The sequence below is a fragment of the Bradyrhizobium sp. genome (assembly GCF_004799445.1).
In the GTDB taxonomy this organism is placed as follows: domain Bacteria; phylum Pseudomonadota; class Alphaproteobacteria; order Rhizobiales; family Xanthobacteraceae; genus Bradyrhizobium.
Map to the genome: position 1 here is coordinate 1 of NZ_SSNA01000137.1, position 26,110 is coordinate 26,110.

General features: G+C 61.9%; 25 protein-coding genes. 6 read left to right on the forward strand and 19 right to left on the reverse strand.

The window, feature by feature from the left end:
- Nucleotides 1-999 precede the first annotated feature (999 nt).
- Entirely contained in the window at nucleotides 1,000-1,296 is a 297-nt protein-coding gene (locus tag E8A46_RS18745) for a hypothetical protein (protein ID WP_291564133.1), read from the forward strand.
- A gap of 467 nt (nucleotides 1,297-1,763) precedes the next feature.
- On the opposite strand, the gene E8A46_RS18750 is transcribed toward E8A46_RS18745, so the two are convergent.
- A complete protein-coding gene (locus E8A46_RS18750; protein ID WP_291564136.1) occupies nucleotides 1,764-1,967 on the reverse strand; it encodes a hypothetical protein in 204 nt (67 codons plus the stop codon).
- A 698-nt stretch (nucleotides 1,968-2,665) separates the two neighbouring features.
- Here E8A46_RS18750 and E8A46_RS18755 point away from each other — a divergent pair.
- The gene (locus tag E8A46_RS18755) at nucleotides 2,666-4,426 is read left to right on the forward strand and encodes an adenylate/guanylate cyclase domain-containing protein (protein ID WP_291564140.1); all 1,761 of its coding nucleotides are present in this window, start codon (nucleotides 2,666-2,668) and stop codon (nucleotides 4,424-4,426) included.
- Between the two features lie 554 nt (nucleotides 4,427-4,980).
- On the opposite strand, the gene E8A46_RS18760 is transcribed toward E8A46_RS18755, so the two are convergent.
- The 7 genes from E8A46_RS18760 to E8A46_RS18790 form a co-directional block, all read right to left on the reverse strand.
- The gene (locus tag E8A46_RS18760) at nucleotides 4,981-5,376 is read right to left on the reverse strand and encodes a cupin domain-containing protein (RefSeq protein ID WP_291564144.1); all 396 of its coding nucleotides are present in this window, start codon (nucleotides 5,374-5,376) and stop codon (nucleotides 4,981-4,983) included.
- Between the two features lie 150 nt (nucleotides 5,377-5,526).
- Entirely contained in the window at nucleotides 5,527-5,823 is a 297-nt protein-coding gene (locus E8A46_RS18765; protein WP_291564147.1) for a hypothetical protein, read from the reverse strand.
- A gap of 53 nt (nucleotides 5,824-5,876) precedes the next feature.
- Entirely contained in the window at nucleotides 5,877-7,520 is a 1,644-nt protein-coding gene (locus E8A46_RS18770) for a GMC family oxidoreductase N-terminal domain-containing protein (protein ID WP_291564150.1), read from the reverse strand.
- 74 nt (nucleotides 7,521-7,594) lie between these two features.
- Entirely contained in the window at nucleotides 7,595-8,191 is a 597-nt protein-coding gene (locus E8A46_RS18775; protein ID WP_291564153.1) for a GNAT family protein, read from the reverse strand.
- A 141-nt stretch (nucleotides 8,192-8,332) separates the two neighbouring features.
- Complete coding sequence (locus E8A46_RS18780) at nucleotides 8,333-9,262, reverse strand: SMP-30/gluconolactonase/LRE family protein (protein ID WP_291564157.1); 930 nt, start codon at nucleotides 9,260-9,262, stop codon at nucleotides 8,333-8,335.
- A gap of 156 nt (nucleotides 9,263-9,418) precedes the next feature.
- Nucleotides 9,419-10,252, reverse strand: a complete 834-nt coding sequence (locus E8A46_RS18785; protein WP_291564160.1) for an AraC family transcriptional regulator — start codon at nucleotides 10,250-10,252, stop codon at nucleotides 9,419-9,421.
- A 225-nt stretch (nucleotides 10,253-10,477) separates the two neighbouring features.
- Nucleotides 10,478-10,882: a hypothetical protein gene (locus E8A46_RS18790; RefSeq protein ID WP_291564163.1), complete on the reverse strand. Its 405-nt coding sequence runs from the start codon at nucleotides 10,880-10,882 to the stop codon at nucleotides 10,478-10,480.
- 182 nt (nucleotides 10,883-11,064) lie between these two features.
- Between E8A46_RS18790 and E8A46_RS18795 the strand changes: the two genes are divergently transcribed.
- Entirely contained in the window at nucleotides 11,065-11,271 is a 207-nt protein-coding gene (locus E8A46_RS18795; protein ID WP_291564165.1) for a hypothetical protein, read from the forward strand.
- A 304-nt stretch (nucleotides 11,272-11,575) separates the two neighbouring features.
- On the opposite strand, the gene E8A46_RS18800 is transcribed toward E8A46_RS18795, so the two are convergent.
- Entirely contained in the window at nucleotides 11,576-12,010 is a 435-nt protein-coding gene (locus E8A46_RS18800; RefSeq protein WP_291564168.1) for a cupin domain-containing protein, read from the reverse strand.
- 88 nt (nucleotides 12,011-12,098) lie between these two features.
- On the opposite strand from E8A46_RS18800, the gene E8A46_RS18805 reads away from it, so the two are divergent.
- Nucleotides 12,099-12,275, forward strand: coding sequence for a hypothetical protein (locus tag E8A46_RS18805; protein WP_291564171.1), 177 nt, complete (start codon nucleotides 12,099-12,101; stop codon nucleotides 12,273-12,275).
- Between the two features lie 56 nt (nucleotides 12,276-12,331).
- Here E8A46_RS18805 and E8A46_RS18810 read toward each other — a convergent pair whose 3' ends face one another.
- Nucleotides 12,332-12,985: a glutathione S-transferase family protein gene (locus E8A46_RS18810; RefSeq protein WP_291564176.1), complete on the reverse strand. Its 654-nt coding sequence runs from the start codon at nucleotides 12,983-12,985 to the stop codon at nucleotides 12,332-12,334.
- A 207-nt stretch (nucleotides 12,986-13,192) separates the two neighbouring features.
- Between E8A46_RS18810 and phaZ the strand changes: the two genes are divergently transcribed.
- Nucleotides 13,193-14,416 carry a polyhydroxyalkanoate depolymerase gene (gene phaZ / locus E8A46_RS18815; RefSeq protein WP_291564178.1) on the forward strand — a complete coding sequence of 408 codons (1,224 nt, stop codon included), beginning with the start codon at nucleotides 13,193-13,195 and terminating at the stop codon, nucleotides 14,414-14,416.
- 50 nt (nucleotides 14,417-14,466) lie between these two features.
- Here phaZ and E8A46_RS18820 read toward each other — a convergent pair whose 3' ends face one another.
- Genes E8A46_RS18820 through E8A46_RS18835 form a run of 4 tightly spaced genes read right to left on the reverse strand, consistent with a single transcriptional unit; the run spans nucleotide 14,467 to nucleotide 18,633 of the window.
- On the reverse strand, nucleotides 14,467-15,519 hold the full coding sequence (locus tag E8A46_RS18820; protein WP_291564181.1) for an efflux RND transporter periplasmic adaptor subunit: 1,053 nt from the start codon (nucleotides 15,517-15,519) through the stop codon (nucleotides 14,467-14,469).
- A gap of 28 nt (nucleotides 15,520-15,547) precedes the next feature.
- On the reverse strand, nucleotides 15,548-16,261 hold the full coding sequence (locus E8A46_RS18825) for an ABC transporter ATP-binding protein (RefSeq protein WP_291564185.1): 714 nt from the start codon (nucleotides 16,259-16,261) through the stop codon (nucleotides 15,548-15,550).
- Nucleotides 16,258-17,391 carry an ABC transporter permease gene (locus tag E8A46_RS18830; protein WP_291564188.1) on the reverse strand — a complete coding sequence of 378 codons (1,134 nt, stop codon included), beginning with the start codon at nucleotides 17,389-17,391 and terminating at the stop codon, nucleotides 16,258-16,260. The genes E8A46_RS18825 and E8A46_RS18830 overlap by 4 nt, the downstream gene beginning before the upstream one ends.
- A gap of 39 nt (nucleotides 17,392-17,430) precedes the next feature.
- Nucleotides 17,431-18,633, reverse strand: a complete 1,203-nt coding sequence (locus tag E8A46_RS18835) for an acyltransferase (protein ID WP_291564191.1) — start codon at nucleotides 18,631-18,633, stop codon at nucleotides 17,431-17,433.
- Between the two features lie 221 nt (nucleotides 18,634-18,854).
- Here E8A46_RS18835 and E8A46_RS18840 point away from each other — a divergent pair, with 221 nt between their 5' ends.
- On the forward strand, nucleotides 18,855-19,652 hold the full coding sequence (locus E8A46_RS18840; RefSeq protein ID WP_291564194.1) for a substrate-binding domain-containing protein: 798 nt from the start codon (nucleotides 18,855-18,857) through the stop codon (nucleotides 19,650-19,652).
- A 146-nt stretch (nucleotides 19,653-19,798) separates the two neighbouring features.
- On the opposite strand, the gene E8A46_RS18845 is transcribed toward E8A46_RS18840, so the two are convergent.
- The 5 genes from E8A46_RS18845 to E8A46_RS18865 all read right to left on the reverse strand — a co-directional run bounded on the left by E8A46_RS18845 (nucleotide 19,799) and on the right by E8A46_RS18865 (nucleotide 26,078).
- Entirely contained in the window at nucleotides 19,799-20,542 is a 744-nt protein-coding gene (locus E8A46_RS18845) for a transporter substrate-binding domain-containing protein (protein ID WP_291564314.1), read from the reverse strand.
- A gap of 350 nt (nucleotides 20,543-20,892) precedes the next feature.
- Entirely contained in the window at nucleotides 20,893-21,525 is a 633-nt protein-coding gene (locus E8A46_RS18850; RefSeq protein ID WP_291564196.1) for a DJ-1/PfpI family protein, read from the reverse strand.
- 123 nt (nucleotides 21,526-21,648) lie between these two features.
- Nucleotides 21,649-22,956: an MFS transporter gene (locus E8A46_RS18855; RefSeq protein WP_291564199.1), complete on the reverse strand. Its 1,308-nt coding sequence runs from the start codon at nucleotides 22,954-22,956 to the stop codon at nucleotides 21,649-21,651.
- A gap of 316 nt (nucleotides 22,957-23,272) precedes the next feature.
- The gene (locus E8A46_RS18860) at nucleotides 23,273-24,733 is read right to left on the reverse strand and encodes a caspase family protein (RefSeq protein WP_291564203.1); all 1,461 of its coding nucleotides are present in this window, start codon (nucleotides 24,731-24,733) and stop codon (nucleotides 23,273-23,275) included.
- A gap of 166 nt (nucleotides 24,734-24,899) precedes the next feature.
- Nucleotides 24,900-26,078, reverse strand: coding sequence for an MFS transporter (locus tag E8A46_RS18865; protein ID WP_291564206.1), 1,179 nt, complete (start codon nucleotides 26,076-26,078; stop codon nucleotides 24,900-24,902).
- Between the last annotated feature and the right edge of the window lie 32 nt (nucleotides 26,079-26,110).

Sequence of the window (26,110 nt, forward strand, 5' to 3'; positions counted from 1 at the left end):
CGTTGATCACGTCCGGCTTAACCTCAGTCGCAGCTGCTGGAAGCTGTAGAAGGGCCGTGAATCCGAGTGCTATGATCCACTGTCTCATTGATGCCTCTGGCCGGCTCTCTATAAGTCACACTCCTGACAAGGCATTTCGGTTTCCCGAGTTCCACCACCACGGAAAGATATGCTGAATCTAGCGGCACAATGAGATCAGTATCGGGCGACCATTATGATTGCGACGACAATGAATGCTGCGACCAGCGAAAGAGCGCGATCAAGTATTTTCGACCTGGGCTTTGCGGCGTCGGGCGGAGGCATAGCCTAACGTAGGCGGCTGTGGTTCGCCAGCAAACCAGCAAACAACCCCGGATTTGACTGGATCTGACGCTATGACGATTTTTTCGAAGTGATCGCACTTCGAGCAGTCCGAACCTGCGAAGTTCAAACCCTGTGGGTCCTTGCGAGATGCGCGCGAGCATCATGCGCGCTCGGCAATTCGGGCAGCGGAGTCGCTGAATTGCGAGCAGCGGGATTGCGGCAGGGTAATCGGTCATTGCATTCCACCCTAGGTCAGGCGGAAGAGCAAAACTCTCAGTCACCGATAGGCGCCAAAGAGAGGCGGTGATGGAACCAACATGATCTACTGTGTTCCAGAGCTGCGGGTCAATATTGCTCACATCCAGAAATATAATGATTGGCAAATTTGGCCGGCCATGTCCGTTCAGGGTTAGTCCCGTCAGTTTGGCCAAATGCCGGCCACTTCAGGTCTTCCCCGAACTACGGACATTCGCAGTATTCGTCGGCATGTCGCAAACGTGCGAGTAGGCGATAAGCGGACGAAACATCAGGACACATACTGTCAAAAAGATTTAAGGATGGAATCGCGCGCAGCCTGCTAGTCTAACGATACTCGCGCCCCCATCTTACGCAGCCCCTGGCTGTTCGCGGGTAACGGTCCCAGTCCCGGGGCCGTTTTGTCGTGGAAACTCGCGGCTGGAATGAGAGGTCAGACAAATGCGCTATCTCGTGATCTTGGCGGTCATGGCCACGGACAGTTGCTCAATGACGAACCCGGGCATCAACCTTGCCAGAAACGATTTTAAGGGGCAGCCGCTTAGCGCCGTCCAGGTCAGGCTTGGTCCTCCGGAACAGCAGCAGACGATAGAGGGACGAAAAATCTATACATGGTTCAAGGGTCAGACACTCAACCCATGCATAATTCACGTCACCATGGCCGGCGATGTCGTCGACTCCTATGAGACAACGGGCGACCCCAATATTTGCTCCCCGTGGGACTACCGCCCCGGATAAGCAATATACCAAGCCCGCAACGCAAGGGGTCTGTCGCAGACAGTAGCCACCGTCGGACTCCGGTCTGATGCGGTTTTTGCGCATGTAGCCTCGGCGCTGGCGGGGCGGCAGAGAAAATGACGCCCGCCCAGATCGCCGAGGCGCAGAAGTTGGTGCGTGACTGGAAGCCGAAGCCGGAACGCCAGCTTCTCCCGCGACGGAAGCCGGTCTTGCGCGCGCCGCGTCGGGCATGTCCTATCATGAGATTCTCCGTCTCGTGCGTTCAGTCAATCGCGCGATTGAGAACGACGTCGAAGGCATCGTTTTGCGTGCTTGACCGCTGCAATATCCTTCCGCCGATAACGTGAAGAACAAGGAATGCGATCAATACGATCGCAACCAGAATCTTCCCGACAGATGCGCGCAATTGCACCGGCCTGTCACGCCGTAGCCATCCCTCACTCACCGTCATGTTGTTTGGCTCCAAATCATTTGTTCTGCTCGCAGGGAATATTGCTCTCGGCTTTGTGGACCAGGTGACGGTACTGACGGATAGTGCGCTCCGCCTGTAGCCGGCGCGAGTGATGCAACGCTTCGACAACTATTCTGAAAATGCTCTTTCGCGCCTTCGACTGCTCGCGTTCGGTTTCGAAGGAAGCAAACCTTGTCGCAATGAATGGAGCGTGTCTCATCGTTGAAACTCCGCAATGACATTGGGGACGACAGTGACGCAAGTTGCAAAAGGCGCTTGTGATCAAAATCACATTTCAAGAAATGTTTACCGTGGACGCATCCTTGAGCTTCCGCTCAATCTCACGGACAGGAACTGGACGGACGAAGCAGCTCCAGCCGCTGTTCAAATCATAAGGCGCGGCTCAGAGATCGAGATCATCAGAACAACCGGATGCATTAAAAATCGTAAGTGCGAATCCAATTGTACTGCAGCGGCAAATATTGTTTGCGCTGAAATGATATCCATTTGTCTCGAAATTTGAGCACGGCACGGTCTAAGCAATAGGCAAACGTCCGGTGCACTTTGCTTGCGCGCGAAACGCCAAATTTCGCCGCCCACGATCAAGGTGGTGTTTATTGCGTCCGCTTGGAGCAATCAGCGGCATGTCCGGATTGGGTCAATGCGCCTTTTGGCGACCGGTCGGCCACTTTCGGTCTTCCCCGCTTAACGGAGATCTGTTGCGTCCGCCGACATGTCTCGAAGGTGCCCCGAAACAGACATCGACCGCCTTGTCCGATCATGCCGTGGGCCACGCGGGCACACGCCTTGGTTCGATGAGTGTGATAGTATTTGAAGCCAATTGTCGCTAACATTTTCAAACAGGTGCCGGCTCAAACCGGTAGGGTTAGACGCTTCACGCCTCGGCGGGAGAATCCCTTGGCCCCAGAACACCTAGTGCGACGGCTTACAGCCATATTCGCAGCCGATGTCGCCGGCTATAGCCGTTTGACAGGCATGGACGAGGAAGGCACGCACGTCCGGCTGAAGGAGCATTTGCGGGTTTTAATTGATCCAAAGATTGCTGCCCATCGCGGACACATCGTCAAGAATACCGGCGATGGGCTCCTAGCCGAATTCAATAGCGTTGTGGACGCGATGCGCTGTGCAGTCGAGGTTCAGGGCGGCATGGCGGAACGCAATTCAGACGTACCGCCGAACAATCGAATTGAGTTCCGTATCGGTATCAACCTCGGCGACGTTATCCAGGATAACGGGGACATATTCGGCGACGGTGTCAACATAGCAGCACGTCTCGAAGCGATTGCGGAGCCGGGCGGCATTTGTGTCTCGGATGATGCCCACCGACAACTCCGCGATAAACTCGATATCGTGTTTGATGATGCTGGCGAGCAGAACCTCAAGAACATTGGACGCCCGGTCCGCGTTTTCAGAGTGAGGGATCGCGGTGCGACCGCAAGCCAAAGACCCATCTTGGCGCTCCCGGACAAACCCTCGATTGCCGTACTACCTTTCCAGAACCTAAGTACCGACCAGGAGCAGGAGTATTTCGCAGACGGCGTCGTGGAGGATATCACGATGGCGCTGTCGCTCTTTCGTTGGCTGTTTGTGATCGCGCGCAATTCGAGCTTTACTTACAAAGGCCGGCCCGTGGACGTGAAGCAGGTCGGCCGCGAGCTTGGAGTGCGCTACGTACTCGAAGGCAGCGTGCGCAAGGCGGGAAACCGCATTCGTATCGCCGGTCAGCTCATCGATGCCGAAACCGGAGCACATCTCTGGGCAGACCGTTTTGAGGGTGCGCTCGAAGATATGTTCGATCTACAGGACCATGTGACCGCCAGCGTCATTAGTGCAATCGCCCCGAAGCTGCAGGTTGAGGAGGTCAAGCGGGCCAAGCGCAAACCAACCGAAAATCTGACGGCGTACGATTATTACCTGAGGGGACTGGCGAAAGTTCGTCGATGGACAATGGAAGCGAACCGCGAGGCACTCGAGCTCTTTTGCAAAGCGATTGAGCTCGACCGTGGTCTGGCGAGCGCCTATGGCATGGCCGCGTGGTGCTACGTACAACGCAAGGCGCGTGGCTGGATGATCGAGCCTGTGCACGAGAGTGCGGAAGCTACGCGGCTGGCCCGGAGAGCAGTACAGCTCGGTGGAGATGACCCCATCGCGCTGTCTATGGGTGGATATGCACTCGCCTTTGTTGCCCAGGAATTCGACGATGCGGCGGCGTTTATGGATCGCGGACTGGCGGTCAGTCCCAACTTTGCCCAAGCTTGGACGCTTAGTGGCTGGTTGAGAGTTTGGAGAGGTGAGCCGGACCTGGCACTTGAACACGTTGCGCGTGCCATGCGCCTGAGCCCGCTCGACCCGTCCATGTACGGCATGCACGGAGCCATGGCGTATGCCCATTTTCTCGCGAACCGATGCGACGTGGCGTCGTCATGCGCCGAAAGGGCAATGCGCGACAATCCGACTTTCCTGCTGGCAATCTGCATTTCCGCGGCCAGCAACGCGCTCGCTGGGCGACTTGAGCCAGCACGTAAAGCCATCGCACGGGCGCTCGAATTTAACCCCGACTTGCGGCCCTCCAATCTCAAATATTTGGCACCATTTCGCCGAGCTGAGGACCTCGCCACGTTCGCCGAGGGTCTCCGCAAAGCAGGGCTTCCGGAGTGACGTTGCGTGTCTCGGCTGCGGGTTGAACGAAACGACCGCGCCTGGGCTCACGTCCAAAACGGGTCAGACTCGGAAGTAGCGGCGCTTCCGCGCTATTTCTGCTTTGACCCGATGAACGGACATCGCGAGACGCCGCCACCGAGTGTGTTTCGTGCCAGCAACTGAAGTGAGCTCTTTACTCGAAGTCCTGATTTTAATTTCAGCCACTCGGCAGGTCACCGCACGCGTTCGCCGTCGACCCACCATGTCTTTCCGCGATGCGTCACGACGGCGTAGCCGTCGTCGTCGTCCTTGATGACATCGACTTTCGTGCCTACTGGCAACCGAATAGGGCAGTACCTGCTGAACTGCCCGCCTTTTGGCGTCAGTGACTGCATCGTGTATTCGTGCGCGGCTCCCCAACTGGTGCATACATAGGTTTCGACCTTGATCACCCCGGGCCGGGCGTCGGCCTACCTGCAACTGCGGACACGGCGCTGCACCAGGATAACCGGGGCTACGCGCCAAGAGGCGACATCGCGAACGAATGAAGGAGGCGGCTTGCTGCGGCAGCCTTACTTGCCCTGTTCCGTGACCGGGCTTGACAGAGGCTTGCCCTTCTCGACAACGAGCATCGCTATAAGCTTGACTGGCGCGTCGCTGGAATTGATGACGAGATGAGCTTTGCCAGGTTCAACATAGAAGGCTTCACCCGCCTTGTAGCTGGCCGTAGGGCGCCCCTCCTGTTCGAAGACGAGCGTGCCTTCCAAGACGTATCCGCTCAATGGGCCCGGATGGGCATGCTTGAGCTCGCGCGCACCGGGGGCAAACTCCAGGGCGTTCACGACGGTCTGGAACCCTGGTGGCCCATCCTCGGTCAGCAGGATCTTGCGCTGAACCCCGGCTTCCTGGGCGCAGACACTAGCTCCAGCAGCCAGCAGCATCGCTCCAATTAATAGCATTCGGACCATGACCAGGCTCGTTTGTTCAACCTTGCGGCGAAAATATCATACGGTGCATTCGCTCGCAAGTTTCACGATGTCCGTTCCGGATCTACGCGTCAGTCACGGACGTGCCTCCTTTACTCGAAGTCCTGATTTGAATTTCAGCCATTCGGCCGCTCACCGCACTCTTTCGCCGTCGACCCACCATGTCTTTCCGCGATGCGTCACGACGGCGTAGCCGTCGTCGTCGTCCTTGATGACATCGACTTTGGTGCCTACTGGCAGCCGAATGGGGCAGTTCCTGCTGATCTGCCCGCCTTTCGGTGTCAGCGACTGCATCGTATATTCGTGTGCGGCTCCCCAACCCGTACAGGCATAGGTTTCGACTTTGATCACCCCGGGCCGTGCGTCAGCGGCCGTTAACGTGCAAATGGCGAGAGCGACCGCGAGTACGCCGGTCCTCAACACTATCATGATCGCCCCCGGTTTTTCCGCTCTTTGCCGACGCCAATATATCAGTCCGCGCGCTAGCCAGCGATCGAGCCGACCGCCGCCTCCGGCGCGCTCCTGCCGCGGATCAGATCCGACGCCTTGTCGGCGATCATCATGGTGGAGGCGTTGAGGTTGGCCGAGATCATCCGCGGCATGATCGAGGCATCGACCACACGCAGGCCCTGCAAGCCATGCACGCGCAACTGGTCGTCGACCACGGCCCACGGCGCATCGGCCGGACCCATCCGGCAGGTGCAGCCGGGATGGAAGGTCGTGGTGCCGCGCTGGGTGGCGGCTTCGAGGAATTCGTCGTCGGTCTGCACGTTGGGCCCGGGGAAATCCTCATGCGCGTAATAGGGCGCGAGCGGATCTGACTTGAGCAATCGCCGCGCCAGCTTCATGCCGGCAACGACGACGCGGCGATCGAGATCGGCGACCAGATAATTGGTCTGGATGATCGGCTGTTGGAACGGATCGGCCGAACGGACGCGGACATAGCCGCGGCTTTCCGGCCGCTGTTGCCAGGACGCCACCGTCATGCCGGGCTCATCCTCGAGCTGCCCCTGCACGCCCTCCTTGTAGCTCGCCGGTGTGAATGTCAGTTGCAGATCGGAGCTCTCGGTGGTCTCGCCGGAGTGCCAGAAACAATAGACCATGGTCGGCGACAGCGACAGCAGGCCGCGCCGGGTGGTGGCCCATTTGATCGCCTCGCCCACCAGGCTAAGGCCGCGCCGGCGTTCGTTGATGGTCTTGATGTTCTTGACGCGGGCGACCGAGCGCGGCGCGTAGTGGTCCTGCAACCCTTCGCCGACGCCGGCCAGCGCGTGGCGCACCTCGATGCCAAGCGGGCGCAGCAAATCCGGCGAACCGACGCCGGACAATTGCAGCAGCTGCGGTGAATTGTAGGTGCCGCCGGCGAGAATCACTTCCTTCCTGGCGCGCACCTCGTGCGACGTGCCGCCCTTGCCGCCCCTGACGTAGCGCACGCCGACCGCGCGCTTACCCTCGAAGATGATCTGCGTCGCATGCGCGTGCGTGCGCACATCGACATTGCCGCGCTTCCGCGCCGGGTGCAGGAAGGCGGTCGCGGCGCTGACGCGCAGGCCATTCTTGATAGTGCGCTGGGCGTAGGAGACGCCCTCCTGTATCGCGCCGTTGTAGTCGGGGTTGCGCGGAATGCCGAGGCTGATCGCGCCCGCCATGAACGCCTCGCACAGCGGATCCTGCCACTCCATGGTGGTGACGGTGAGATTGCCCTCGCGCCCGCGATAGGCGTCCTCGCCCTCGCCGATGCGCCGCTCCAGCCGCTTGAAATAGGGCAGCACATCCGGATAGCCCCAGCCGCGGTTGCCGAGCTGCGCCCAGGTGTCGAAGTCCTGGCGCTGGCCGCGATTGTAGATGTGACCATTGATCGAGGAGGAGCCGCCGAGCGTCTTGCCGCGCGGCGCGTAGATGCTGCGGCCGCCGGTCCAGGGACCCGGCTCCTGCTGGTAGGCCCAGTTGATGCTGCGCATGTGAAAGGTCTTGATGAAGCCGGCCGGCAGGTGGATGTACGGGTGCCAATCCTTCGGGCCGGCCTCAAGCACGCAGATCCTGGTGGCAGCATCCTCGCTCAGCCGGTTCGCCAGCACGCAGCCCGCGGAGCCCGCGCCCACGATCACATAGTCGAATGTATCCATCGTCCAGCCTTCAGCGTCTTCATCTTTTGACGCGTTTTCTTCACGCGAACCGGTACCCACTTCGCTCGAAAACGCTACGCACGCGCCCTCTCGTTCAATTGATAATTCAGATGCGCCTTCACCGTCGGCCATTCGGCGGCGATAATGCTGTAGACCACGGTGTCGCGCAGCGTGCCATTTGCCGCGATCTGATGGCTGCGCAGGATGCCGTCGAGCTTAGCGCCGAGCCGCTCGATGCCGCGCCGGCTCTGATGATTGAAGAAATGCGTACGGAATTCGACCGCGATGCAGTCGAGCTGTTCGAAGGCATGCGTCAGCAGCAGCCATTTGCACTGGGTATTGAGCGCGCTGCGCTGCACGCGCTTGGCATACCAGGTCGAGCCGATCTCGACGCGCCGGTTCGCGGCATCGACGTTCATGTAGGTCGACATGCCCGCGATTTCACCCTCGGCATCGAACACGGTGAACGGCAGCATCGAGCCCGCCGCCTGCAGCGCGAGCCTGCGGTCAATCTCCTTGCGCATGTCTTCGGGCCTTGGCACCGAGGTGTACCAGAGCTTCCACAACTCACCGTCCTTCACGGCCTCGGTCAGCCCGTCGATATGATCATGCGAAAGCGGTTTGAGCTGCGCATGCGGGCCGCTCAGCGTCACCGGTTCAAGCCAGGGCATTGTTCCTCCTTCAGCCTCAGTCATTCCGGGGCGATGCGAAGCATCGAACCCGGAATCTCGAGATTCCGGGTCTGGTGCTGGCGCACCATCCCGGAATGACGACGTTGGATGCGATGGCGAAAGGGGCTACCTCTTTTTCCATCACTTGTTCAAGAAATTCAGCGCCAGGCCGGGCCGCGCCCAGTCCATCGCGACCAGTTCGCCCTTGCCGGACAGCGTGATGTAGGCCGTTTTCAGCTCCGGCCCGCCGAAGGCGATGTTGGTGGTGACGCGGTCGCCGGTCGGCACCTGCTCGACGAGTCTGCCGTCCGGCGCGATCACCGAGATGCAGCCCGAGATCAGGGTGGCGACGCAGACATTGCCGCCGGCCTCCACCGCGAGCGAATCGAACATCTGGTAGCCGCCGAGCCCCGCGATCGGCTTGCCGCGCTCGCCGCGATAGATCACGTCGCGCGGCCTGACCTCGCCGGGCGAAGCGAGATCGAAGGCCCACAGCCGCGCCGTCGGCGTCTCCGCGACATAGACGGTGTTTTCATCCGGCGACAGGCCGATGCCGTTAGCCGGCAGCATGCCGAAGGAGCCTTCGACGATCTCCGTCATGCCGGGCTTGATGTAGTAGAACGCGCCGACATCCATGTCGCGGGCGCGGCGCTTGCCCAGATCGGTGAACCAGAGTCCGCCATGCCGGTCGAACACCAGATCGTTCGGCCCTTTCAGCGGGTGCTCGCCGCATCTGTCGAACAGGGTTTCCACCTTGCCGGTTGTGAGATCGACGCGCTGGATCGAGCCGCCGATATATTCGTGGGGGCCCGGCGCGCCCGGCATCATGGTGCCGCGCGAGGCGATCCAGCTGAAGCCGCCATTGTTGCAAATGTAGCATTTGCCGTCGGGACCGATCGCCGCGCCATTGGGGCCGCCTGGAATTTGCGCGACCACCTCCTTGGCACCGTCCGGCCATATCCGTGTCAACCGCTGCCCGCGGATTTCGACCAGCACCACCGATCCGTCCGGCATCACCACCGGGCCTTCCGGGAATTCCAGGCCGCTGGCGAGAACGCGAACATCAGGCATCAAATCCCCCCGCCTTTCTTGAGCGTTTTCTTGAGCGCAGGCGGATTTCGCACGCGCTACAATTTCGTTGCGCGACGTTATGGCAAAGTCGCCATCGCTTGCAAGCAATCACCACGCCTATCAGCGCGCAGGGCTGCCCCGCTGCAAAACAGGCGTCTAGTCCTTGACCGGCACCCAGATTTCGAGCCCGCCATCGCCGGTCAATGGATCGAAGCTTTCGTCGTAGCGCTCGAAGTTGGGCGCGTCGGCGGCCTTCAGTCCCGACGCCGGCAGCCAGTGGTTCCAGATCGTATTGACCGTGCGGCGGATGGTCGAGATGTGGTCCCTGTGGGTGAACACCGCGTAGTGCGCTTCCGGAATCCAGACACGCGCGAATTCGCGCGGCAGATCGGAGAAGTCGGACACTTCGACGCCGGCGATGTAGTCGAAATTTCCGGCATCGTCGCCATTGCAGCAGACCCCGAAGGCCAGCTTCCCGATTCGGTTGGGAATGTCCGCGACGCACTGGTGAAAACGCTGCCACTGGCCGGGAATGCCGGCGCCGTTTTCGCTGGAGTAACGCCCGCCGAGACCAGCGACGAGCAGCGGCTTGCTGGTTTCAAAACGCGGGACCTGAAGATTGTCTGACGCGGTTGAGTCCATCTGGATCGGCTCCTGAAGCCCGATGTGGTCGATGCGCGCGAGGCTGCGGACCGTTTCGGGCGTAACGCCAAAATGGTCGCGGAACGCGCGGGTGAATGCTTCGTGAGAGCCGTAATCCGCGTCCAGCGCCAGGGTCAGGATATCGGGCGCGCCGGCGGCAAGCGCCCGCGCCGCCTCGCTGAGGCGGCGGGCACGCACATACCGCATCACCGACATCCCCGTCGCGGCGGCGAACGCCCGGACCATGTGAAAGCGCGAGATTCCGGCGACGCCCGCGATCTCGTCGAGGGTCAGTTCGCAGGCCAGGTGGCTTTCGACAAACCAGAGCGCCCTCTGGGCAGGATTCATGGACGACAAGCCTTCATTCGAAGCGCGCCGATTGTGATGGCTTCGCGGGCGCGGCGTTTGACAGTCCTTGCGCTTTCGGGCGCTGGAACTGAATTCAGGAAGAGACCGTCATTCCGGGCGATGCGAAGCATCGAGCTACGATGTGCTATTGCACATCGGAGAATCTCGAGATTCCGGGTCTGGTGCTGACGCACCATCCCGGAATGACGGGATGCCAATACCGAATTACTTCCCGCCCTCCTTCGCCGCCGCCCCATCCTTGGCCGGCGGCGCGTCGGCTTTCTTCTTCAAGGCCTCCGCCGTTTTCCTCTCGGCCGCCTGCAGATCTTCAACGACCTTCTGCAGCGAGATGACGGTGGCCTTCAAACCGTCGATCTGGCGGTTTGCGGCATCGAGCTTCTGCGCATGGTCGGCGGCGAGCTTTGCGATCGTCTTCTGCAGGAAATCGACATTGCTCTGCAGGCAACTGGTGCGCCGCTCCATGGTCTTTTCCACGGTGCAGATTTCGATGCCGGGAACGTCCTGCGCACGGCCTGCGGATATCAACACCCACGGCGCCAGGAATCCTGCCAAGATTCCTGCCAGGAACCCTGCCATCACCCGCAGCGCGAGAAAGATCCGGCCGATCATCGAGAGCCTCATTATATTCGCGTTTGTCAGGTCAAATTGTTGCGAGCCAGGTGCAAGCCATCGACGATAACACACGGAAACCTCATTCGCGGGTAGGGTTTTATCGGGCGCATCCGGATTCGGGCCGGCCGGGTGTGAATGGCAAGCGAGGCGCCTGGCGCCACTGATGGAGAAGGACGAAAATGGCGACGCGCGAAAAACGACTGGCTGAATTCAACGGCGCGGGAGAACCGCCGCCGGATCAGCCGGTCCAGGTACTATGCGAGGACCATAGCGGCACCTATCAGCTGCCGTTCGCCTGCCGCTATGTCGACGGCGCCTGGCGCAACCATGAATCGGGCAGCGCCGTCGAGGCAACGGTGGTCGGCTGGCGGCTGCGCCGCCCCTGATTTGAGCGCGTTTTCAGGCGAAGCGGGGACCGGTTGGCGCAAAGGAAACGCGTCAAAAGCAAAGATCAGCTCCGAAAGCCGCTCGCGCTGTGTCAAAACGTGACGCAAGCCGTCCTACTCTTAAGGTTCGGAACGCGCGCGGAACGAATCGCGCCCGAATCAGCCGATGCCCGGTGTACGCCGATGTTCACGGCTAGATATCGGCCGCGAGGGCGGGCGGCGCACCACATCCAGACCGGCCCGATCCGGGCACGTCACCGCGACCGCCTAAAACGTTAATTCTTCCGGCGGTCGCGCGGAAGCGCTACTTCCAGGGTGTCACCGCCGGCACCTTGTCGGTGGCTGGCGGCATATCGACGGTCTTGAAATCCGCCGGGCTGACGATTTCGAGATACTCCATGTCCGGCGAGTAATCGAACAGGTAGTGCACGATCCCCGGCCGCTGATGGACGACGTCGCCGGCCTGCACCAGCGTCGGCTGGTCCTCATACATGAACCGCGCCCAGCCCTTCATCATGATCACGATCTGGAAATCGCAGTCGTGGCGATGCCAGCCGGTGCCGTCTTCCGGCGGCATCTCCGCATTGGCCTTGACCAGATGGCAGATCACCTGGCCGCCGGTCGCCGCCGCAATGCCGAGATCGCGATACAGGAAGAAGTCGCGCAGGCCCCCGCCCTTGAATTCAGTGTCGCCGGGCTTGACGTGGGAAAATTTGCTGACGACCGCGTGCTGATTCATCTGAACCTCCACCGTTCCTTCGCGTTGGTCGCGACAATCGCCGGCGTCCAATTTTTTGGCAGCGCGGATCGGCGCGTTCGAAGCTTGATTGCGTCATGCGAAAATCACGCCAGCCGCGCTGCACCGCGGCAATTTCGAAAACCGCGGCGTTGAAGACGTCGAAGCTGTTGGACGCGGACCGGAATTTCAGTCGTTGGATTTTTCGCGCGGCATCGCCGGCATGTCGCTGCGGGTCGCGAAACCGCCCTGGCTGGCAGGAAGTTGAGCACGGCATGCCCGATGCTTGAGCCCTTCAAACAGGCAGCTCATGGCCCGCGCTGCCTAATATTCCACCTCGAGCTCCTCGATGTCAGCGGGCTCGGCCCTGGCGGCCTCGATCCATTGCTGCATTTCCGGAAGCGCCATGATCAGGCTGGCATACTCGTTCAGCCGCGGCTCCAGCTTGACGTCATAGGTCATGAAGCGGGTCACGACGGGCGCATACATGGCGTCCGCCATAGTGCGCTCGCCGAACAGGAACGGGCCGCCCGATCTCGCCAGGCACTCGCGCCAGATCGCGCACACCCGGTCGATATCGGCCTGCGCGCGCGACCAGATCTTGAAGCCGGGGAAATGACCCTTCAGGTTGACCGGCAGCGACGCGCGCAGCGTCGTGAACCCGGAATGGATCTCGCCGCAGATCGACCGGCAATGCGCGCGCAAGACGCGGTCCTTCGGCAACAGGCCGGCATCGGGCATGACCTCGTTGAGGTATTCCGCGATCGCCAGCGTATCCCATACCGTGGCGCCGTCATGCCGCAGGCAAGGCACCAGGATCGTCGGTGACAGCAGCAGGATTTCGGCGCGCGCCGACGCATCATCCGGCGCGGTGACGATCTCCTCGAATTCGAGTCCGGAAAATCGGGTCAGCAGCCAGCCACGCAGCGACCACGAGGAGTAATTCTTGCTGCTGATGGTCAGTGTCGCTTTTGCCATGTGGCTTTTCCCTTAACGCGTGAACGCCGGCCGAGGCCCGTCTTGGCCGGCGATCCGCTGCAAAGTGCCCAATATCCAGGCTTCGCAGCTTGGCCCGAATCTTTAATCCGAAGCTTTTCAACAGCAAGCGACGTGCCAGTTTCTTAGGCTATTTGACTCCGCTTTGGCTTCGATATTGCATGGCAGCATGGGCAGGGGCGGATCCGGATGATGTCGATGATGTATCAGGCCTATCAGAACCACATGGACCTGACGGGGCCATGGCGGATCGGGGCCGCGAACGCGCTGAAATATCTCAATTTGGTCCCGCAGGGCGTGTCCGACAGATTGTTCGGACGGCTCGCCGCCGCCCTCGAGCTGATCTCGCGCACTTCCCTCACCTACACCCGCCCGGCCTACGGCATCGACAAGGTGCTGGTGGGCAATCAGGAGCTGGAGGTGACCGAGGAAGTCACCTACGCGACACCGTTCGGCTCGCTGCTGCATTTCAAGAAGGAAAATTCCCCGGAACAGCCACGGCTGTTGCTGGTGGCGCCGATGTCCGGCCACTTCGCGACACTGTTGCGCGGCACCGTGAAGACCCTGCTTCAGGATCACGACGTCTACATCACCGACTGGCACAACCCGCGCGACATTCCGCGCGATCAGGGCAAATTCGGCCTCGACGAATATACCGAGCACCTCATCACCTTCCTCGACCAGTTGGGCCCGCGCGCGCATATGGTGGCGATCTGCCAGCCGTCGGTGTCGGCGCTCGCCGCCGCCGCGATCATGTCGGAGGACGATCACCCCGCGCGGCCGGCGACGCTGACCCTGATGGCCGGCCCGATCGACACCCGCATCCTGCCGACCAAGGTCAACGAATTCGCCAAGAGCAAGCCGCTGAAATGGTTCGAGGACAATCTGATCAATTACGTGCCGATTCAATGCAAGGGCGCGTTCCGGCAGGTCTATCCCGGTTTCGTACAGCTCACCGCCTTCGTGTCGATGAACCTCGAGCGCCATATCAAGCAGCACATCGATCTTGCCGGCCATCTGGCGAAAGGCGAGAAGGAGAAGGCCGAAACCATCAAGACCTTCTACGACGAGTATTTCGCGGTCATGGACTTGCCGGCGGAGTTCTACATCGAAACCATCCGCGACGTGTTTCAGGAGCATCTGTTGCCGCAGGGCAAGCTGACCTATCGCGGTCGCCCGGTGAATCCCGCCTCGATCAAGAAGATGGGGCTGATGACGGTCGAGGGCGAGAAGGACGACATCTGCTCGATCGGCCAGACCCTCGCCGCACAGGACCTCTGCACCGGGGTGCGCGCCTATCGCAAGGTGCATCACATGCAAGCCGGCGTCGGGCACTATGGCGTGTTCTCGGGCCGGCGCTGGAACACCGAAATCTATCCGCTGTTGCGGGATTTCGTGCACGTCAATTCGTGAGCTGGCGCGGAGCCCTCACCTCTCCCGTTAAGGCGCCGTCCGACCGCCTGTCAATTAAGAGCTTCTCCGGAACGGAAGTAGACATCGGCCTTCATTCCGACCGTGAGATCTCCCGATCCCGCCAATCCGATCATGACCCGAACCACATCCACCTCGGTCGGGCTGCGCGATCCGGGCGGTTCGAGGCGGCCAGGCTCTACCAGCGGAGCGATCAAGGACACAGTTCCCATGAACTCGCGACCGGGAAATGCGACTGTACGCACAGTTGCCGCCTGCCCAACCTTGATTGACGCGAGGTCGCGTTCGTCGAGTTCTGCGCGCACGCACAGCGCGGAGAGGTCGGCGAGCTGCAACGGCGGCTGCGGCGAAGCGGGGGACACCAACTCGCCCGGGTGCACATCGACCTGGAGCACGGTGCCGTCGATCGGGGCGCGCACCGTCATTTTATCGAGGGCGGATCGCGCGATGGCGTATTCCGACCGGGCAACACTGAGCTGGCCCTCGAGCGCGGTCGGCAAAGGAGCGTCGTCGTCGATGATTGCACGAAGCTGCTCCTTTCGCGTTAACAGTTCATTCTGAGCGCGTGTCAAAGCCAGGCGGGCAGCGGTCAGATCGCCGTCCGGTCCGCCGCTGACCCGCAACTTCGTGGCAGCCCGATCAACGGCAGATCGCGCGTCGTAGAGCGCCCGTTCGGCATCGGCCACGGCATCTCCGGCTTTGCGCCGCGACTTCGCGCTGCCCGTCGCCGATCTTTCATCCCGCGCGCGCTCGTGCATGGCGACTTGCGTCTCCGCCGCCGCCTGCCGTGCCCGGAGTTCATCGTCAGCGAGATGGATCAGCGGTTCGCCGGCAAACACCTTGTCATTAGTCTTCACCAGCACCTTGTCGACGACCCCGATCACCGCGGTTGCGACCCTTATCTGCCCGGAGCAGGCTTCGATGCGCCCGGGCGCAATTGCTTGCCAGTGCCTCTCTCTCGGCTCGTCGACCGAGATACCCCAGAATGCCGACTTGATGGGGGTGATCAGCGGAATCGCGGTGAAGATTCCGCCGACTGCAATCAGACCCAGGACGACGATCCAGGCTGTCCGGCGCTTCGACATGGCTAGCCGCCCTCCCGCGTTTTTGATTTCATTGCAGTCTCGGCAGTTTTGCGCCGCCGGGTTCTTCGCCGGTGATCCGTCCGTCCTCGATGTGAACGACCCGATCCGCAAATGGCAAGAGACGCGGATCGTGCGTCACGATCAGCACGGCGTGCCCCTGTTCCCCGGCGATTTCAGCAAGTATCTTCATGATCGCCCGGCCGTTCTCGCCGTCCAGAGCGGCCGTCGGCTCGTCCGCAAGGATGATGGACGGGTTTCCGACAATGGCGCGAGCGATCGCGACGCGTTGCTGTTCCCCGCCGCTGAGTTCGCGTGGATAGGCCTTTGTCTTATGGGCCAGGCCGACCTTCGCCAACGCCTCGCGTGACATTACTCTTGCCGCCCTGGAGGGCTGCCCGCGCACATCGAGCGCGAGGCGGACATTGTCGGTGGCAGACAATGTCGGAAACAGATGAAACGACTGGAAGACAAAACCCACATGCTCTCGCCTGAGAAGCGCGAGGTCCTCGGGTCCAGCGCCGGCGGTGGGGTGTCCGCAGATGCGAACGGTACCTTCTGTCGGCCTCAACATGCATCCAAGAATGGACAAGAGCGTGGTCTTGCCGCTCCCGGAAGGCCCCATCAGCAGAGTCAGTTCGCCGCCCTTGAGCGAAAGGGTTACGCCCTTGAGCGCGGCTACCTTGGCCGCGCCGCTGCCGAGGTCCTTCGCCACATCCACCGCCTCGAGCAATGGTTCGGTCATCGCGCGAACACCGTGGCAGGATCGATGCGGGTGACCTGAACGATCGCCGCAATGGACGACCCGACGCACATGACGACGGTAAGCAGAAACAGGCCGACAAGAAGTGCGGGGGTGATGACGATCGGCAAGGCTGTCGCCGCGGTCAATCGCACGATGGCGTTGCCGATGAGGGCCGCGATGGAGAAGCCGATTGCCGCGCTGAGCAGCGCCTGCCACACGATTACCTTGTAGATATACCGTTTGGACGAACCGATGGCGCGAAGGGTGGCGAACTCGGTCAGGTGCTCTTTCGTGCTTGAATAAAGCGTCTGGGCGACGACGACGGTCCCGACGATCACGCCGAGCAGTGCGCCGGCGAAGAGCGCGGCGCCGGCGCCGGTGCCGAATAGCCAGAATTTGCGGCTGCGCTCGCGAAACTCGGCAGGCGTCAGGACCTCCACGTCTGCGATGTTCGACACGATCTCCTGGCGAACGCGACCGCGATCGGCGTCCTGGCTCAGACGTACAAGGAGATAGCTGGCCTTCCCGGAGGGAACTCCTGTGTAAGTCCGCGCCCGATTGACATCCAGGAAAACGAACGGCGTCGTGGTGAAGGAACGGATCCCGTTGGTGACGGCAGCCACGCGTACGGGTTGCTCCCGGATTTCGGCGGTTGACCCGATCCCCGAGACGCCAAGACGATCGAAATAGGTCCGGTCGACCGCGACTGCTTTCGGTCTCGACAGCGCCTCGATCCGGCCTTCCACCAGGTTCCACGGCTCCAGGCCGCCGTACCGCAGATCCGAACCAATGACGAAAACGGGGGTCATTTCTCCGCTCGACATTCGCCAATCCGCAAATCCGATCACGACGGGAATGACCTCCGTCACTCCGCTGATTAAAAGCGCGCGATAGCGCTCACGCGTGTTCAACAGGGACGGATCCTCGAAGCACTTGGTTCCTCTCGGCATGATCCAGAGATCGGCGGACGCATGATCGATCATCGTCGTCACCATGCGTCCAAAGCCCAGATACAGGCCCATCTGGACGGTCACCAGAACGATGGAAAACACGATCCCTATCACCGTCGCAATCAAACGCAGCCGGTCATGAAACAGATTTCGGAATGCGAGGGTGAAGACCAATGGCATGTTGGCTCGATTACTTTCCGTCCGGTGTCAATTCGGTCATCACGCGCGGCGGAGTCCGCGTATGGTCGCATTCAGTTGCGAGAATGGCAGCAAACCGCCCATGGCGGCAGCGATGGCCCAGCTCAGGATAAGGGTGGCACTGAACACGATCGTCGCCTTGACGATCGCAAACAATGCCGTGCCCAGCACCGCATATTGCAGCCAGACCACAAACGTGTAGTGGATCAGATACATGCGGTAGGCATTTGCCGACAGGCTATTGAACTCCCGCCGGCGCCAATGCGCAAAGCGCAGACAGACCGCGAGCGAACACAGGCAGCCCGCCGCGCAAGCGACTACAAAGCCCAGGCCGGCTGCGAGTTTTTCGATCAGGGGAGCATTGTTCCAATCGGCCATCGTCACCGAGGTCGGGGCGGCCCAGAGCAGGAAGCCGGCAAAGGCTGCGGCGAGCCAAGCCGGCCAGCGCCGCGCCAGAGCCCCATCGCAGTCGAGCAATCCATGATCGAGGCCATAGGTCCCGACCACCACGCCGGCAAGGAAATAGACGAGGTAGTGCAAAGGTCGGCTGGGCTGAAACGCGATCGGGCCGATATTCACCCATTCGAAGGGTGAATAGGCGAGCACCAGGGGAATGTAGGCCAGCGCGGAGAGCGTCACCAGAACGGCAAGGAACCGCACCGGATTGCCGAAGGCCGAGGCCATCAGCTGGACAAGACGCTGGTCCCATCCTGGAACGAATTGATGCATCGCCGCCACCAGAATATTGAACACCAACAGCTCGCCCAGGAACCACTGCGGTCCGCATGGCCAGAACGGCAGCGCCAGCAAATGTTGCAGATAGGCATCGAGGCCGGGGTCGACGGCAGTGCTGCGATAGGCGGCATAATAGGCGAGCGGCGCAAGAAAAATGACGGCCAGCGCCAACGGCAGGCCAATCCGCAGCAGACGGTCCGACAAAAACTTACGGCTTCCCTTGCGCGCAAGGCTTGACGGCACGAACAGCCCCGAGAGGAAAAACATCAGGGTCATCAGACCCACATCCTGCCAGGCGCAGAACAGGTCGAAGCCGAACCATCGCTGGCCGTCAACGATGGGAAAAGCCAGCCACAGATAAGGCGCGCTGTCGAACGGATAGGGTGCTGGCGGCAGGGAAGCGAGGTAAGGGTGGACCGAATGGAACGCCAGCACGATCAGGATGACAACCGCCCGAAGATTGACAAGGGCAATGCTTGATCTGCTCATCGTTGTGCGGCCTCGCGCCCCACTCGCAATATATGCACGAGACCGCGCCCCCGTCCCCACGATATGGCACTCCTGCCAAATATTTGGTGCGCAATTCGCCTTTAAAGTGACGATTCGGTGGCGCGCCCCTTCGTGGAGCCCGGGGCCACCCCCCTTTGCACGATGCGTTCGCTCCCGTAATAGTGCCGGCCAATCAAGAGCCGTCCCCGGGAGGAATAATCATGAGATCGACATCCACCAATTTCCGCCGCCTTGCGCTCGCCATCGCCGGCGTCCTGTGGTTCACGGGCACAGCCGGCGCGGCCGAGATCCGGGTGATGATCTCCGGCGGACTGACGGCGGCCTATAACGCGCTGGTGCCGGAATTCGAGCGCGCGACCGGCCACAAGGTGATCACGGCCTATGGGCCCTCGATGGGCACCACGGTCAATGCGATCCCGGTCCGGCTGGAGCGCGGCGAGCCCGCCGACGTGCTGATCCTGGTGGGCTATGCGCTGGGCGACCTGATCAAGCAGGGCAAGGTCGTCGCCGACAGCCGCGTCGATCTCGTGAAATCGCCGATCGGGGTTGCGGTGAAGGCGGGTGCGCCGAAACCGGATATTTCATCGCCAGACGCGCTCAAACAGGCGCTGCTGGCGGCGAAATCGGTCGCCTATTCCGACAGCGCCAGCGGCGTCTATGTCTCGACCGAGATGTTCGCAAAGCTCGGCATCGCCGAGCAGATGAAAGACAAGGCCCGCAAGATTCCCGCCACGCCGGTGGGCGAAATCGTGGCGCATGGCGACGCCGAGATCGGCCTGCAACAGATCAGCGAATTGAAACCCGTCACCGGCATCGACATCATCGGGCCGCTGCCAAGCGAGTTGCAGAAGATCACGGTGTTTTCCGCAGGGATCGCCAGCGTGTCGAAAGAGCCCGAGGCCGGCAGAGCGCTGATCAAGTTCCTCGCCTCTCCGGCGGCGACAGATACGATCATCAAGAGCGGCCTGGAGCCGATCGCGGCGGGCGGGACGAATTAGCCGACTTTCGCGAGCGCTGGCCTCATCCTTCGAGACGCGGCCAAGTAGCCGCTCCTCAGGATGAGGGGCTTAGGCCCTCATGGTGAGGAGCGCGGCAAAGCCGCGCGTCTCGAACCATGAGGCTGAGCACGCGCAGGCGCTCCTTTCTACTGCCCCCGCAGCGGTGTGTCCTTCAATCCGTTATTGTCAAAAGCCTTGCGCAACACGCCGTTGGATCTGACCTCGGCCATGAACTTGGTCGCATAGGCCAGCGCCAGCGGGTGGTTTAGCGGCACCGCGACCGCGGTCACGGTCTGCTTGAAGGTTTCATCCAGCACGCGCGTACCCGGAATCTTCTTGGCCATGGCCTCGAGCTGGCCGCGCGACAGCGCGAATGCATCGATCTCGCCGTTCTTCAGCAGGTTGAAGATTTCGTCATAGGTCTGGTAGCCCGCAACTTTGGCGTTCTTCAGATGCGCCTGCGCGCCGCGCATGGTGGTGGTGTTGTTGACCGCCGCGACCTTGATGCCGGGCTGATCGAGCGTCGCGAAATTCGTGATCGCCGACCCCGGCTTGACGATGTAGGTGGCGTCCGTGACCTCATAGATCGGCCCGAACAGCATCTTGGTCTCACGCTCGGGGTCCTTCGGCAGGAAGCTGACGTCCCAGGCGCCTGTCAACGCGGCGTCGGTGATCTGTCCGGAATTCGGGTAGGCGACATATTCGACGGGCAGGCCGAGCTGGTCCGCCATGGCCTTGCCGAGATCAACCGGCACCCCCGCATACCCTCCGGTTTCCGTCCTGGTGGACCAGTAGGCGCCGCCGGCCGGACTGATCCCGATCGCCACCCGCAGCTTGCCGGTCGGCGCGATTTCGTCCTTCAAGGCATCGGCGCGGGCAGAACCGGTCATCAAGATCGAGACACCCAGAATGAGGCCGGCGATACGCGGCAACGTGTGATCACGCATAGACTCTTGCTCCCATCAGCCCGTTGTTGAGCAGGCGGGCTTTCGCCGGCCATTATGGTCGATCGGCGCAGGCCAAGACACCCAAATCTCGATGAAAAATTGGTGAGCATACCTCCCTCTCCCCGCTCGCGGGGTCGAGACGAGCGAAGCTCGCTCTTAGAGGGTCGGGGTGAGGGGGACTCTCCACGGATCACGCTCGCGGAGAGTCCCCCTCACCCGGCGCTACGCGCCGACCTCTCCCCGCAAGCGGGGAGAGGTCAACCCAACGCCCTCGCATATTCAGTTCAAAATCATCATCCCTTATTCCCGGTCAGGACCGGCGCAAAGGCCTCACGGTTGGCGCGCCAGGCCCGCTGATATTCCATGATGCGCGCGGTTTCATCGGCGACGTGCGGGCCGAGCATGCTGGCCAGAAGATGAAGCGTGGTGTCGATGCAGAGCGTCACCCCGCCGCCGGTCACCACCGCGCCGGTATCCACCAGCATCGCCTCGCGCACGTCGATCCGCGGATAGCTCGCGCGCATCACCTCGAGCGGCGAGGTTTCCGGGGGCACCACCTCGCGCTTGGTGGTGGCGGGTCCATCATCCAGCACGCCGCTCGCGGCCAGGATCATGCCGCCCGTACAGACCGAGGCAATGCGGCGCGAGGCGTGGACACGTCTGATATAGTCAAGCGTCGCCGGCGCCTTCGCCTGCGCGGTCCAGCCGGGGCCGCCGGTGATGATGACGAGATCGCAAGCCGGCGCATCGTCGATGCCGAAATCGGCCGTGACCTTCAGCCCATTGGCGAGCGCGACCGGCCCTGCGCGGGGTGCGATGGTGTGAATCTCGATCTCGGGCGCGATCCGGCGCGCCATCGACAGCACGCCGAAAGTTGCAAGATCGATCGGTTCGACGCCGTCATAGATGAAAATGCCAAACTGCACGGCGCCCGATCCGTTCTGTCCATTTGTAGGAGCATGATCTCCGCGCAAACGCTACGCGTTTGTCGCGAGGGAAAACCGGTTCCCACTTTGCGCTAACGCGGCCCTTCGGGTCCGGATCATGCTCTATTCCGCCAAAGGACCGCCTTTGGTCTCGCGCGCGGCGAGGGCTGCGGCGAGCGTAATCAGCGCCAGCACGATCATCATGATCGACACGCCGGTGGTGCCGCCGAGATATCCGACCATCGCGGTGGCGATGATCGGCGCAAAGCCGCCGCCGATCGCCGCCGATACCTGGAAGCCGAAGGAAGCGCCACTGTAGCGGACGCGAGAGCCGAACAGTTCGGGGAAATAGGCCGATTCAGGCCCGAACATCATGCCGTGACCGAAGTTCATCGCGATCATGACCGCGGCGAAGATCAGCACCGTGCTTTTGCTCTCCACCATCCAGAACAGCGGGAATGCGAAGGCGATCGTGAACAGCGCGCCGAAAATGTAGAGCGGCCGCCGGCCGATCCTGTCGGACAGCCAGCCGAACAGCGGCAGGCTGATCAGTTCCAGCAGCGCGGCATACATCACGGCGTCGAGCATCATCGGCTTCGGCAGGCCGAGCTTGGTGGTTGCGTAGCCGACGACGAAAACGGTGAGCATGTAGACCCAGGATACCTCGGAGAGTTTCAGGCCGACGGCGATCAGAAATGTCCTGGTGTTCTTGCCGACCGCCTCGACAACCGGATTGCTGGAAAGGCCGCCGCGCATCTTGAGTCCTTCGAACACCGGCGTCTCCGGCACCCGCGATCGAACGAAGGTCCCGACCCCGAGCAGCACGATGCTGATCAGGAACGGGATGCGCCAGCCGTAGGCCGCAAAATCGGCGTCAGGCATTTTGGTGACAAGCGCGAATACCAGCGTCGCCAGCACCAGCCCGATCGGGAATCCGATCTGCACGAAGCTCGCGTAAAAGCCGCGCCTGTCGGCCGGCGCGTGCTCGAGCACCATCAGCGACGCGCCGCCCCACTCGCCGCCAAGGCCGATGCCCTGAATGATGCGCAAAAGGATCAGGAGGATCGGCGCGAGTACCCCGATCGAGGCGTAGGTCGGCAACAGCCCGATGCAGAAGGTGCTCAGCCCCATGATGAACAGCGTCAGCACCAGCATGGATTTGCGGCCCAGCCGGTCGCCGAAATGGCCGAACAGCGCGCCGCCCAGCGGCCGCGCCAGAAAGCCGACGGCATAGCTGCCGAGCGCGGCCAGGGTGCCGGCGAGCGGATCGAAGGTCGGAAAGAACGCCTTGTTGAAGATCAGCGCCGCCGCGGTGGCGTAGATCAGAAAATCATACCATTCGATGATGGTGCCAAAACAGCTGGCGAACACGATCGAATTCATCTTCGAGCGCTCAATGCCGACGATCGGCGTCGCGGCGGTAATCGTCATTTGGCCTCCGGCTCATGCGCGAATCCCCAAAAGATGGGGAGAATGACTAAAATCGATGCAAGCAGCATGCCGGGTTAGCCTCCCCTCGTCTATCCCGGTCCGGACCGGTGCGCCCTGATACCCCCCCGGCTTGGACGAAAACGGTCCGGCGTTACTGTCCTGGCCACGAGAGCGAGCGCGGCAATGCCGATTTCAGATCTCAATCATATTCGGAAACGGGAAAGCTCCGTCTTGCCGCCAGCGTGGCAATCGACGGAGCTTCTCTGTTCGACGGTCGCGGCAAGCCGATCCGCAGGCGAGCCATTTTGCAGCGTGGCTATCTTCGACCACCATACCCGCCACCGCCCATGCCGCCGCGCATGCCGCCGCCATAGCCGCCTCCAAAGCCGCCGATACCGATCCCGATGCTTTCGACGATGATGCCCGGCGGAACGTAACCCGGCGGCGGGCCGGGCGGACCGCGTTCGACGACGACATCGTCGTCACCGCCACGCGGCTTCCTGCGCTTCGGCGGGGTCGTATCAACCCGCTTGGCCGGCGGCGTCGGCTCGACCTTCTTGATGAGCGGCTGTACCGGCGGCGTGGTGCATGGGCAGGTCGGCCCCAAGGCAACATTGGTCGGAGCAAGCGAAGCGCTGGCCCCGAGCGAGCGGTTGAGGACGCGGATCTGCAACCTTCGCGCGGTAGCGGCCAGATCGCTGCTCGCATGGCTCGCCAGGAATGCCTCGAACGATGCGGACGTGTTGGTTGCGACCGCGACTTCCCACGCCTGCATCTCGCGACGGCGCTCAAGCAGCGAGCGCACACGCGGCGCATACGACGATTGGGCGAACAGCGCGGCAAAAGCCTCATAGGCCGCGGCCGAGTCGTCCGCGATCACCAGCTCATAGGCGATCTTCGGGTCCTTGCCGCCGATATCCCGTCGCCAGTCATCCGCGTTGCGCAGCACCGGTGCCTGCGGTTTCGTCGCCTCCGCGCCTGCGGCAGAACCCTTGTCTCCTGGAAAGAACCTGAAGTCGCTCGTCAGCGACGAACTTTCCCACGGGATCTGCCGGCCTTCGGTCGCCTGGTTCACCGAGACACGGACACGCTTGAACGCTTCCTCGATCGAGAGATTTGGCTCCTTTGCGACCGAGAGCACCGCCGTCGTGTAAGGGCTGTCGGCGCCGTTGCCATCCTCCGCCTCCGCACCCGGCGAGGTCGAAAACGAAATGAAGGAGCCCGGTGCGCCGGCCTTGGTGTTGACGATCGCAAGCCCGTGGCCCGCGGTCTGGTTCAGCGCCGGGAACGGGTTGTTGCGGCAGGCATCGAGCATGAAGATACGCATCCGCGTCGGCAATGCCCCCAACGTGTTCATGAGATCGTTGAGCCGGACCGCCTGCAGGGGAATGTCGGCGTCGCGTTTGGGATCGACATCGACCGGCACCAGATAGTTCTCGCCGTCGATCTGCAGGCCATGGCCGGCATAAAACACCAGCGCGACCGTATCGGGTCCACTCGCCGCCACCTTGGCGGCGAAGTCACTGATGGTCTGGCGCATGTCATTCTGCGCCAGATCGGGAGCGGCGGTGACGTCGAAGCCCGCGCTGCCGAGCAACTCCACCATTCGCTTGCCGTCGTTCGCCGCGTTAGGCAGCCCCGGCACCGCGCGATAGCTCGACTGGCCGATCACCAGCGCCACGCGGCTTTCCGCCGAGGCGACACGGCCGGTCGAAATCTGGAAAAACAGCAAGAGCGCAGACAAAAGCAACAAATCGCGAAAAACCGGACGGCGCATGATGACACCTCTTCGCAGAAAGTTTCGGCACATGATGCCAGCCTTCCTACATCCGCAACAATGCGACATATGTGAGCTACCTCACAGGGGAGATGGAAACCTGATTAAAGCGACAGCAGGGCTGTCGCGGCTGCGCGCGTTCACCCAGCGCGCAACGGGCCGTCGCTCAGTTCGCGCCGGCGGCCGGCACCTCAATTTCAGCCGGCAGGATGATCGCGGCCGCGATCACCAGCATGCACAAGGCGGCGAACGCGTGCAGCATGGTGACGAAACCGCCCTGCTGATACAGCCACGCCACCAGGCCTACCGACACGCCCGCGGCGGTGAAGCCGACGAAATAGCGAACCGCATAAGCGCGCGAGCGCCATTCTTCGCTGGTGTATTTGCCGACCATGGCATCGTTGATCGTGACCTGGCCGAACGCGCCCATGACAATGCCGATGGCGGCGATGATCAGCGGCAGGTTCGACAACTCCGCCGCCACATACAAGAACGGTGCGAGCACAAAAGACAGCGGCAGCGAGACCGCCTTCAGCGAATAGCGGTCGATCAGCTTGCCGATGGTGTACTGCGTCATCGCGCCGAACACATAGACGAAGGCGGCGATCACACCCAAGAGCGCCGGGCTCCTGGTAAGATCGCTCAAACGCTCCGCGAACAATTTGGGCAGCGCCACCGTCACCGCGTTGAAGGTGGTGGAAATCGCGATCACCACGATCAACAGCGCCACAATCACCCGCCACATGTCCCCCCTCGCGACCCGGGCCTGCGCCGCGGCCTGCCTGACGGTTGAGCGGTCCTCGTGAACCACCGTCCACATGAAGGCTGCACCAAGCAGGATCGTGACGGCGCCCGGAATGATGAAGGCCCAGCGCCAGCCGAGATACTGGCCGACGATGCCGGTGACCAGCGCCGACGACGCCACGCCGAGATTGCCCCAGACGCCATTAAGGCCCATCTCGCGGCCGAGCCGGTCGGCATAGGACACGATCATCGCGGTGCCGACGGGATGATAGATCGACGCGAACAGGCCGATCGACAACAGCGCCGCGCCGAGTTCGAGCTTGGTCTGCACGAGGCCGACCGCGATCATCGAGGCGCCGATGCCGGTAAAGAAGATCACCATCATGTGGCGGCGGCTCCAGCGGTCGCCGAGCCAGCCGGTCAAGAGCGAGCCGGCGCCGAAGGCGACGAAGCCCGGTGTGGCGTAAGGCAACAGCTCCGAATAGGCCATGCCGAGCGCGGGCCCCATCACGATCACGGCCGCGGCGAAGATCAGCATCGAATAATGGTCGATGAAATGGGCGGCGTTGACGAAGCCGATCACCCGGGCCGGGCTGTTCATGGCTCTACTCCCCTCGCGTTTTGAAGTAGGTT

Excerpts from the sequence above, each read along its gene's own strand:
- E8A46_RS18745 (WP_291564133.1), top strand. The coding sequence starts at position 1,000 with ATGCGCTATCTCGTGATCTTGGCGGTCATGGCCACGGACAGTTGCTCA.
- E8A46_RS18750 (WP_291564136.1), bottom strand. The coding sequence starts at position 1,967 with ATGAGACACGCTCCATTCATTGCGACAAGGTTTGCTTCCTTCGAAACC.
- E8A46_RS18760 (WP_291564144.1), bottom strand. The coding sequence starts at position 5,376 with ATGGTCCGAATGCTATTAATTGGAGCGATGCTGCTGGCTGCTGGAGCT.
- E8A46_RS18765 (WP_291564147.1), bottom strand. The coding sequence starts at position 5,823 with ATGATAGTGTTGAGGACCGGCGTACTCGCGGTCGCTCTCGCCATTTGC.
- E8A46_RS18770 (WP_291564150.1), bottom strand. The coding sequence starts at position 7,520 with ATGGATACATTCGACTATGTGATCGTGGGCGCGGGCTCCGCGGGCTGC.
- E8A46_RS18775 (WP_291564153.1), bottom strand. The coding sequence starts at position 8,191 with ATGCCCTGGCTTGAACCGGTGACGCTGAGCGGCCCGCATGCGCAGCTC.
- E8A46_RS18780 (WP_291564157.1), bottom strand. The coding sequence starts at position 9,262 with ATGCCTGATGTTCGCGTTCTCGCCAGCGGCCTGGAATTCCCGGAAGGC.
- E8A46_RS18785 (WP_291564160.1), bottom strand. The coding sequence starts at position 10,252 with ATGAATCCTGCCCAGAGGGCGCTCTGGTTTGTCGAAAGCCACCTGGCC.
- E8A46_RS18790 (WP_291564163.1), bottom strand. The coding sequence starts at position 10,882 with ATGATCGGCCGGATCTTTCTCGCGCTGCGGGTGATGGCAGGGTTCCTG.
- E8A46_RS18795 (WP_291564165.1), top strand. The coding sequence starts at position 11,065 with ATGGCGACGCGCGAAAAACGACTGGCTGAATTCAACGGCGCGGGAGAA.
- E8A46_RS18800 (WP_291564168.1), bottom strand. The coding sequence starts at position 12,010 with ATGAATCAGCACGCGGTCGTCAGCAAATTTTCCCACGTCAAGCCCGGC.
- E8A46_RS18810 (WP_291564176.1), bottom strand. The coding sequence starts at position 12,985 with ATGGCAAAAGCGACACTGACCATCAGCAGCAAGAATTACTCCTCGTGG.
- phaZ (WP_291564178.1), top strand. The coding sequence starts at position 13,193 with ATGATGTCGATGATGTATCAGGCCTATCAGAACCACATGGACCTGACG.
- E8A46_RS18820 (WP_291564181.1), bottom strand. The coding sequence starts at position 15,519 with ATGTCGAAGCGCCGGACAGCCTGGATCGTCGTCCTGGGTCTGATTGCA.
- E8A46_RS18825 (WP_291564185.1), bottom strand. The coding sequence starts at position 16,261 with ATGACCGAACCATTGCTCGAGGCGGTGGATGTGGCGAAGGACCTCGGC.
- E8A46_RS18830 (WP_291564188.1), bottom strand. The coding sequence starts at position 17,391 with ATGCCATTGGTCTTCACCCTCGCATTCCGAAATCTGTTTCATGACCGG.
- E8A46_RS18835 (WP_291564191.1), bottom strand. The coding sequence starts at position 18,633 with ATGAGCAGATCAAGCATTGCCCTTGTCAATCTTCGGGCGGTTGTCATC.
- E8A46_RS18840 (WP_291564194.1), top strand. The coding sequence starts at position 18,855 with ATGAGATCGACATCCACCAATTTCCGCCGCCTTGCGCTCGCCATCGCC.
- E8A46_RS18845 (WP_291564314.1), bottom strand. The coding sequence starts at position 20,542 with ATGACCGGTTCTGCCCGCGCCGATGCCTTGAAGGACGAAATCGCGCCG.
- E8A46_RS18855 (WP_291564199.1), bottom strand. The coding sequence starts at position 22,956 with ATGACGATTACCGCCGCGACGCCGATCGTCGGCATTGAGCGCTCGAAG.
- E8A46_RS18860 (WP_291564203.1), bottom strand. The coding sequence starts at position 24,733 with ATGCGCCGTCCGGTTTTTCGCGATTTGTTGCTTTTGTCTGCGCTCTTG.
- E8A46_RS18865 (WP_291564206.1), bottom strand. The coding sequence starts at position 26,078 with ATGAACAGCCCGGCCCGGGTGATCGGCTTCGTCAACGCCGCCCATTTC.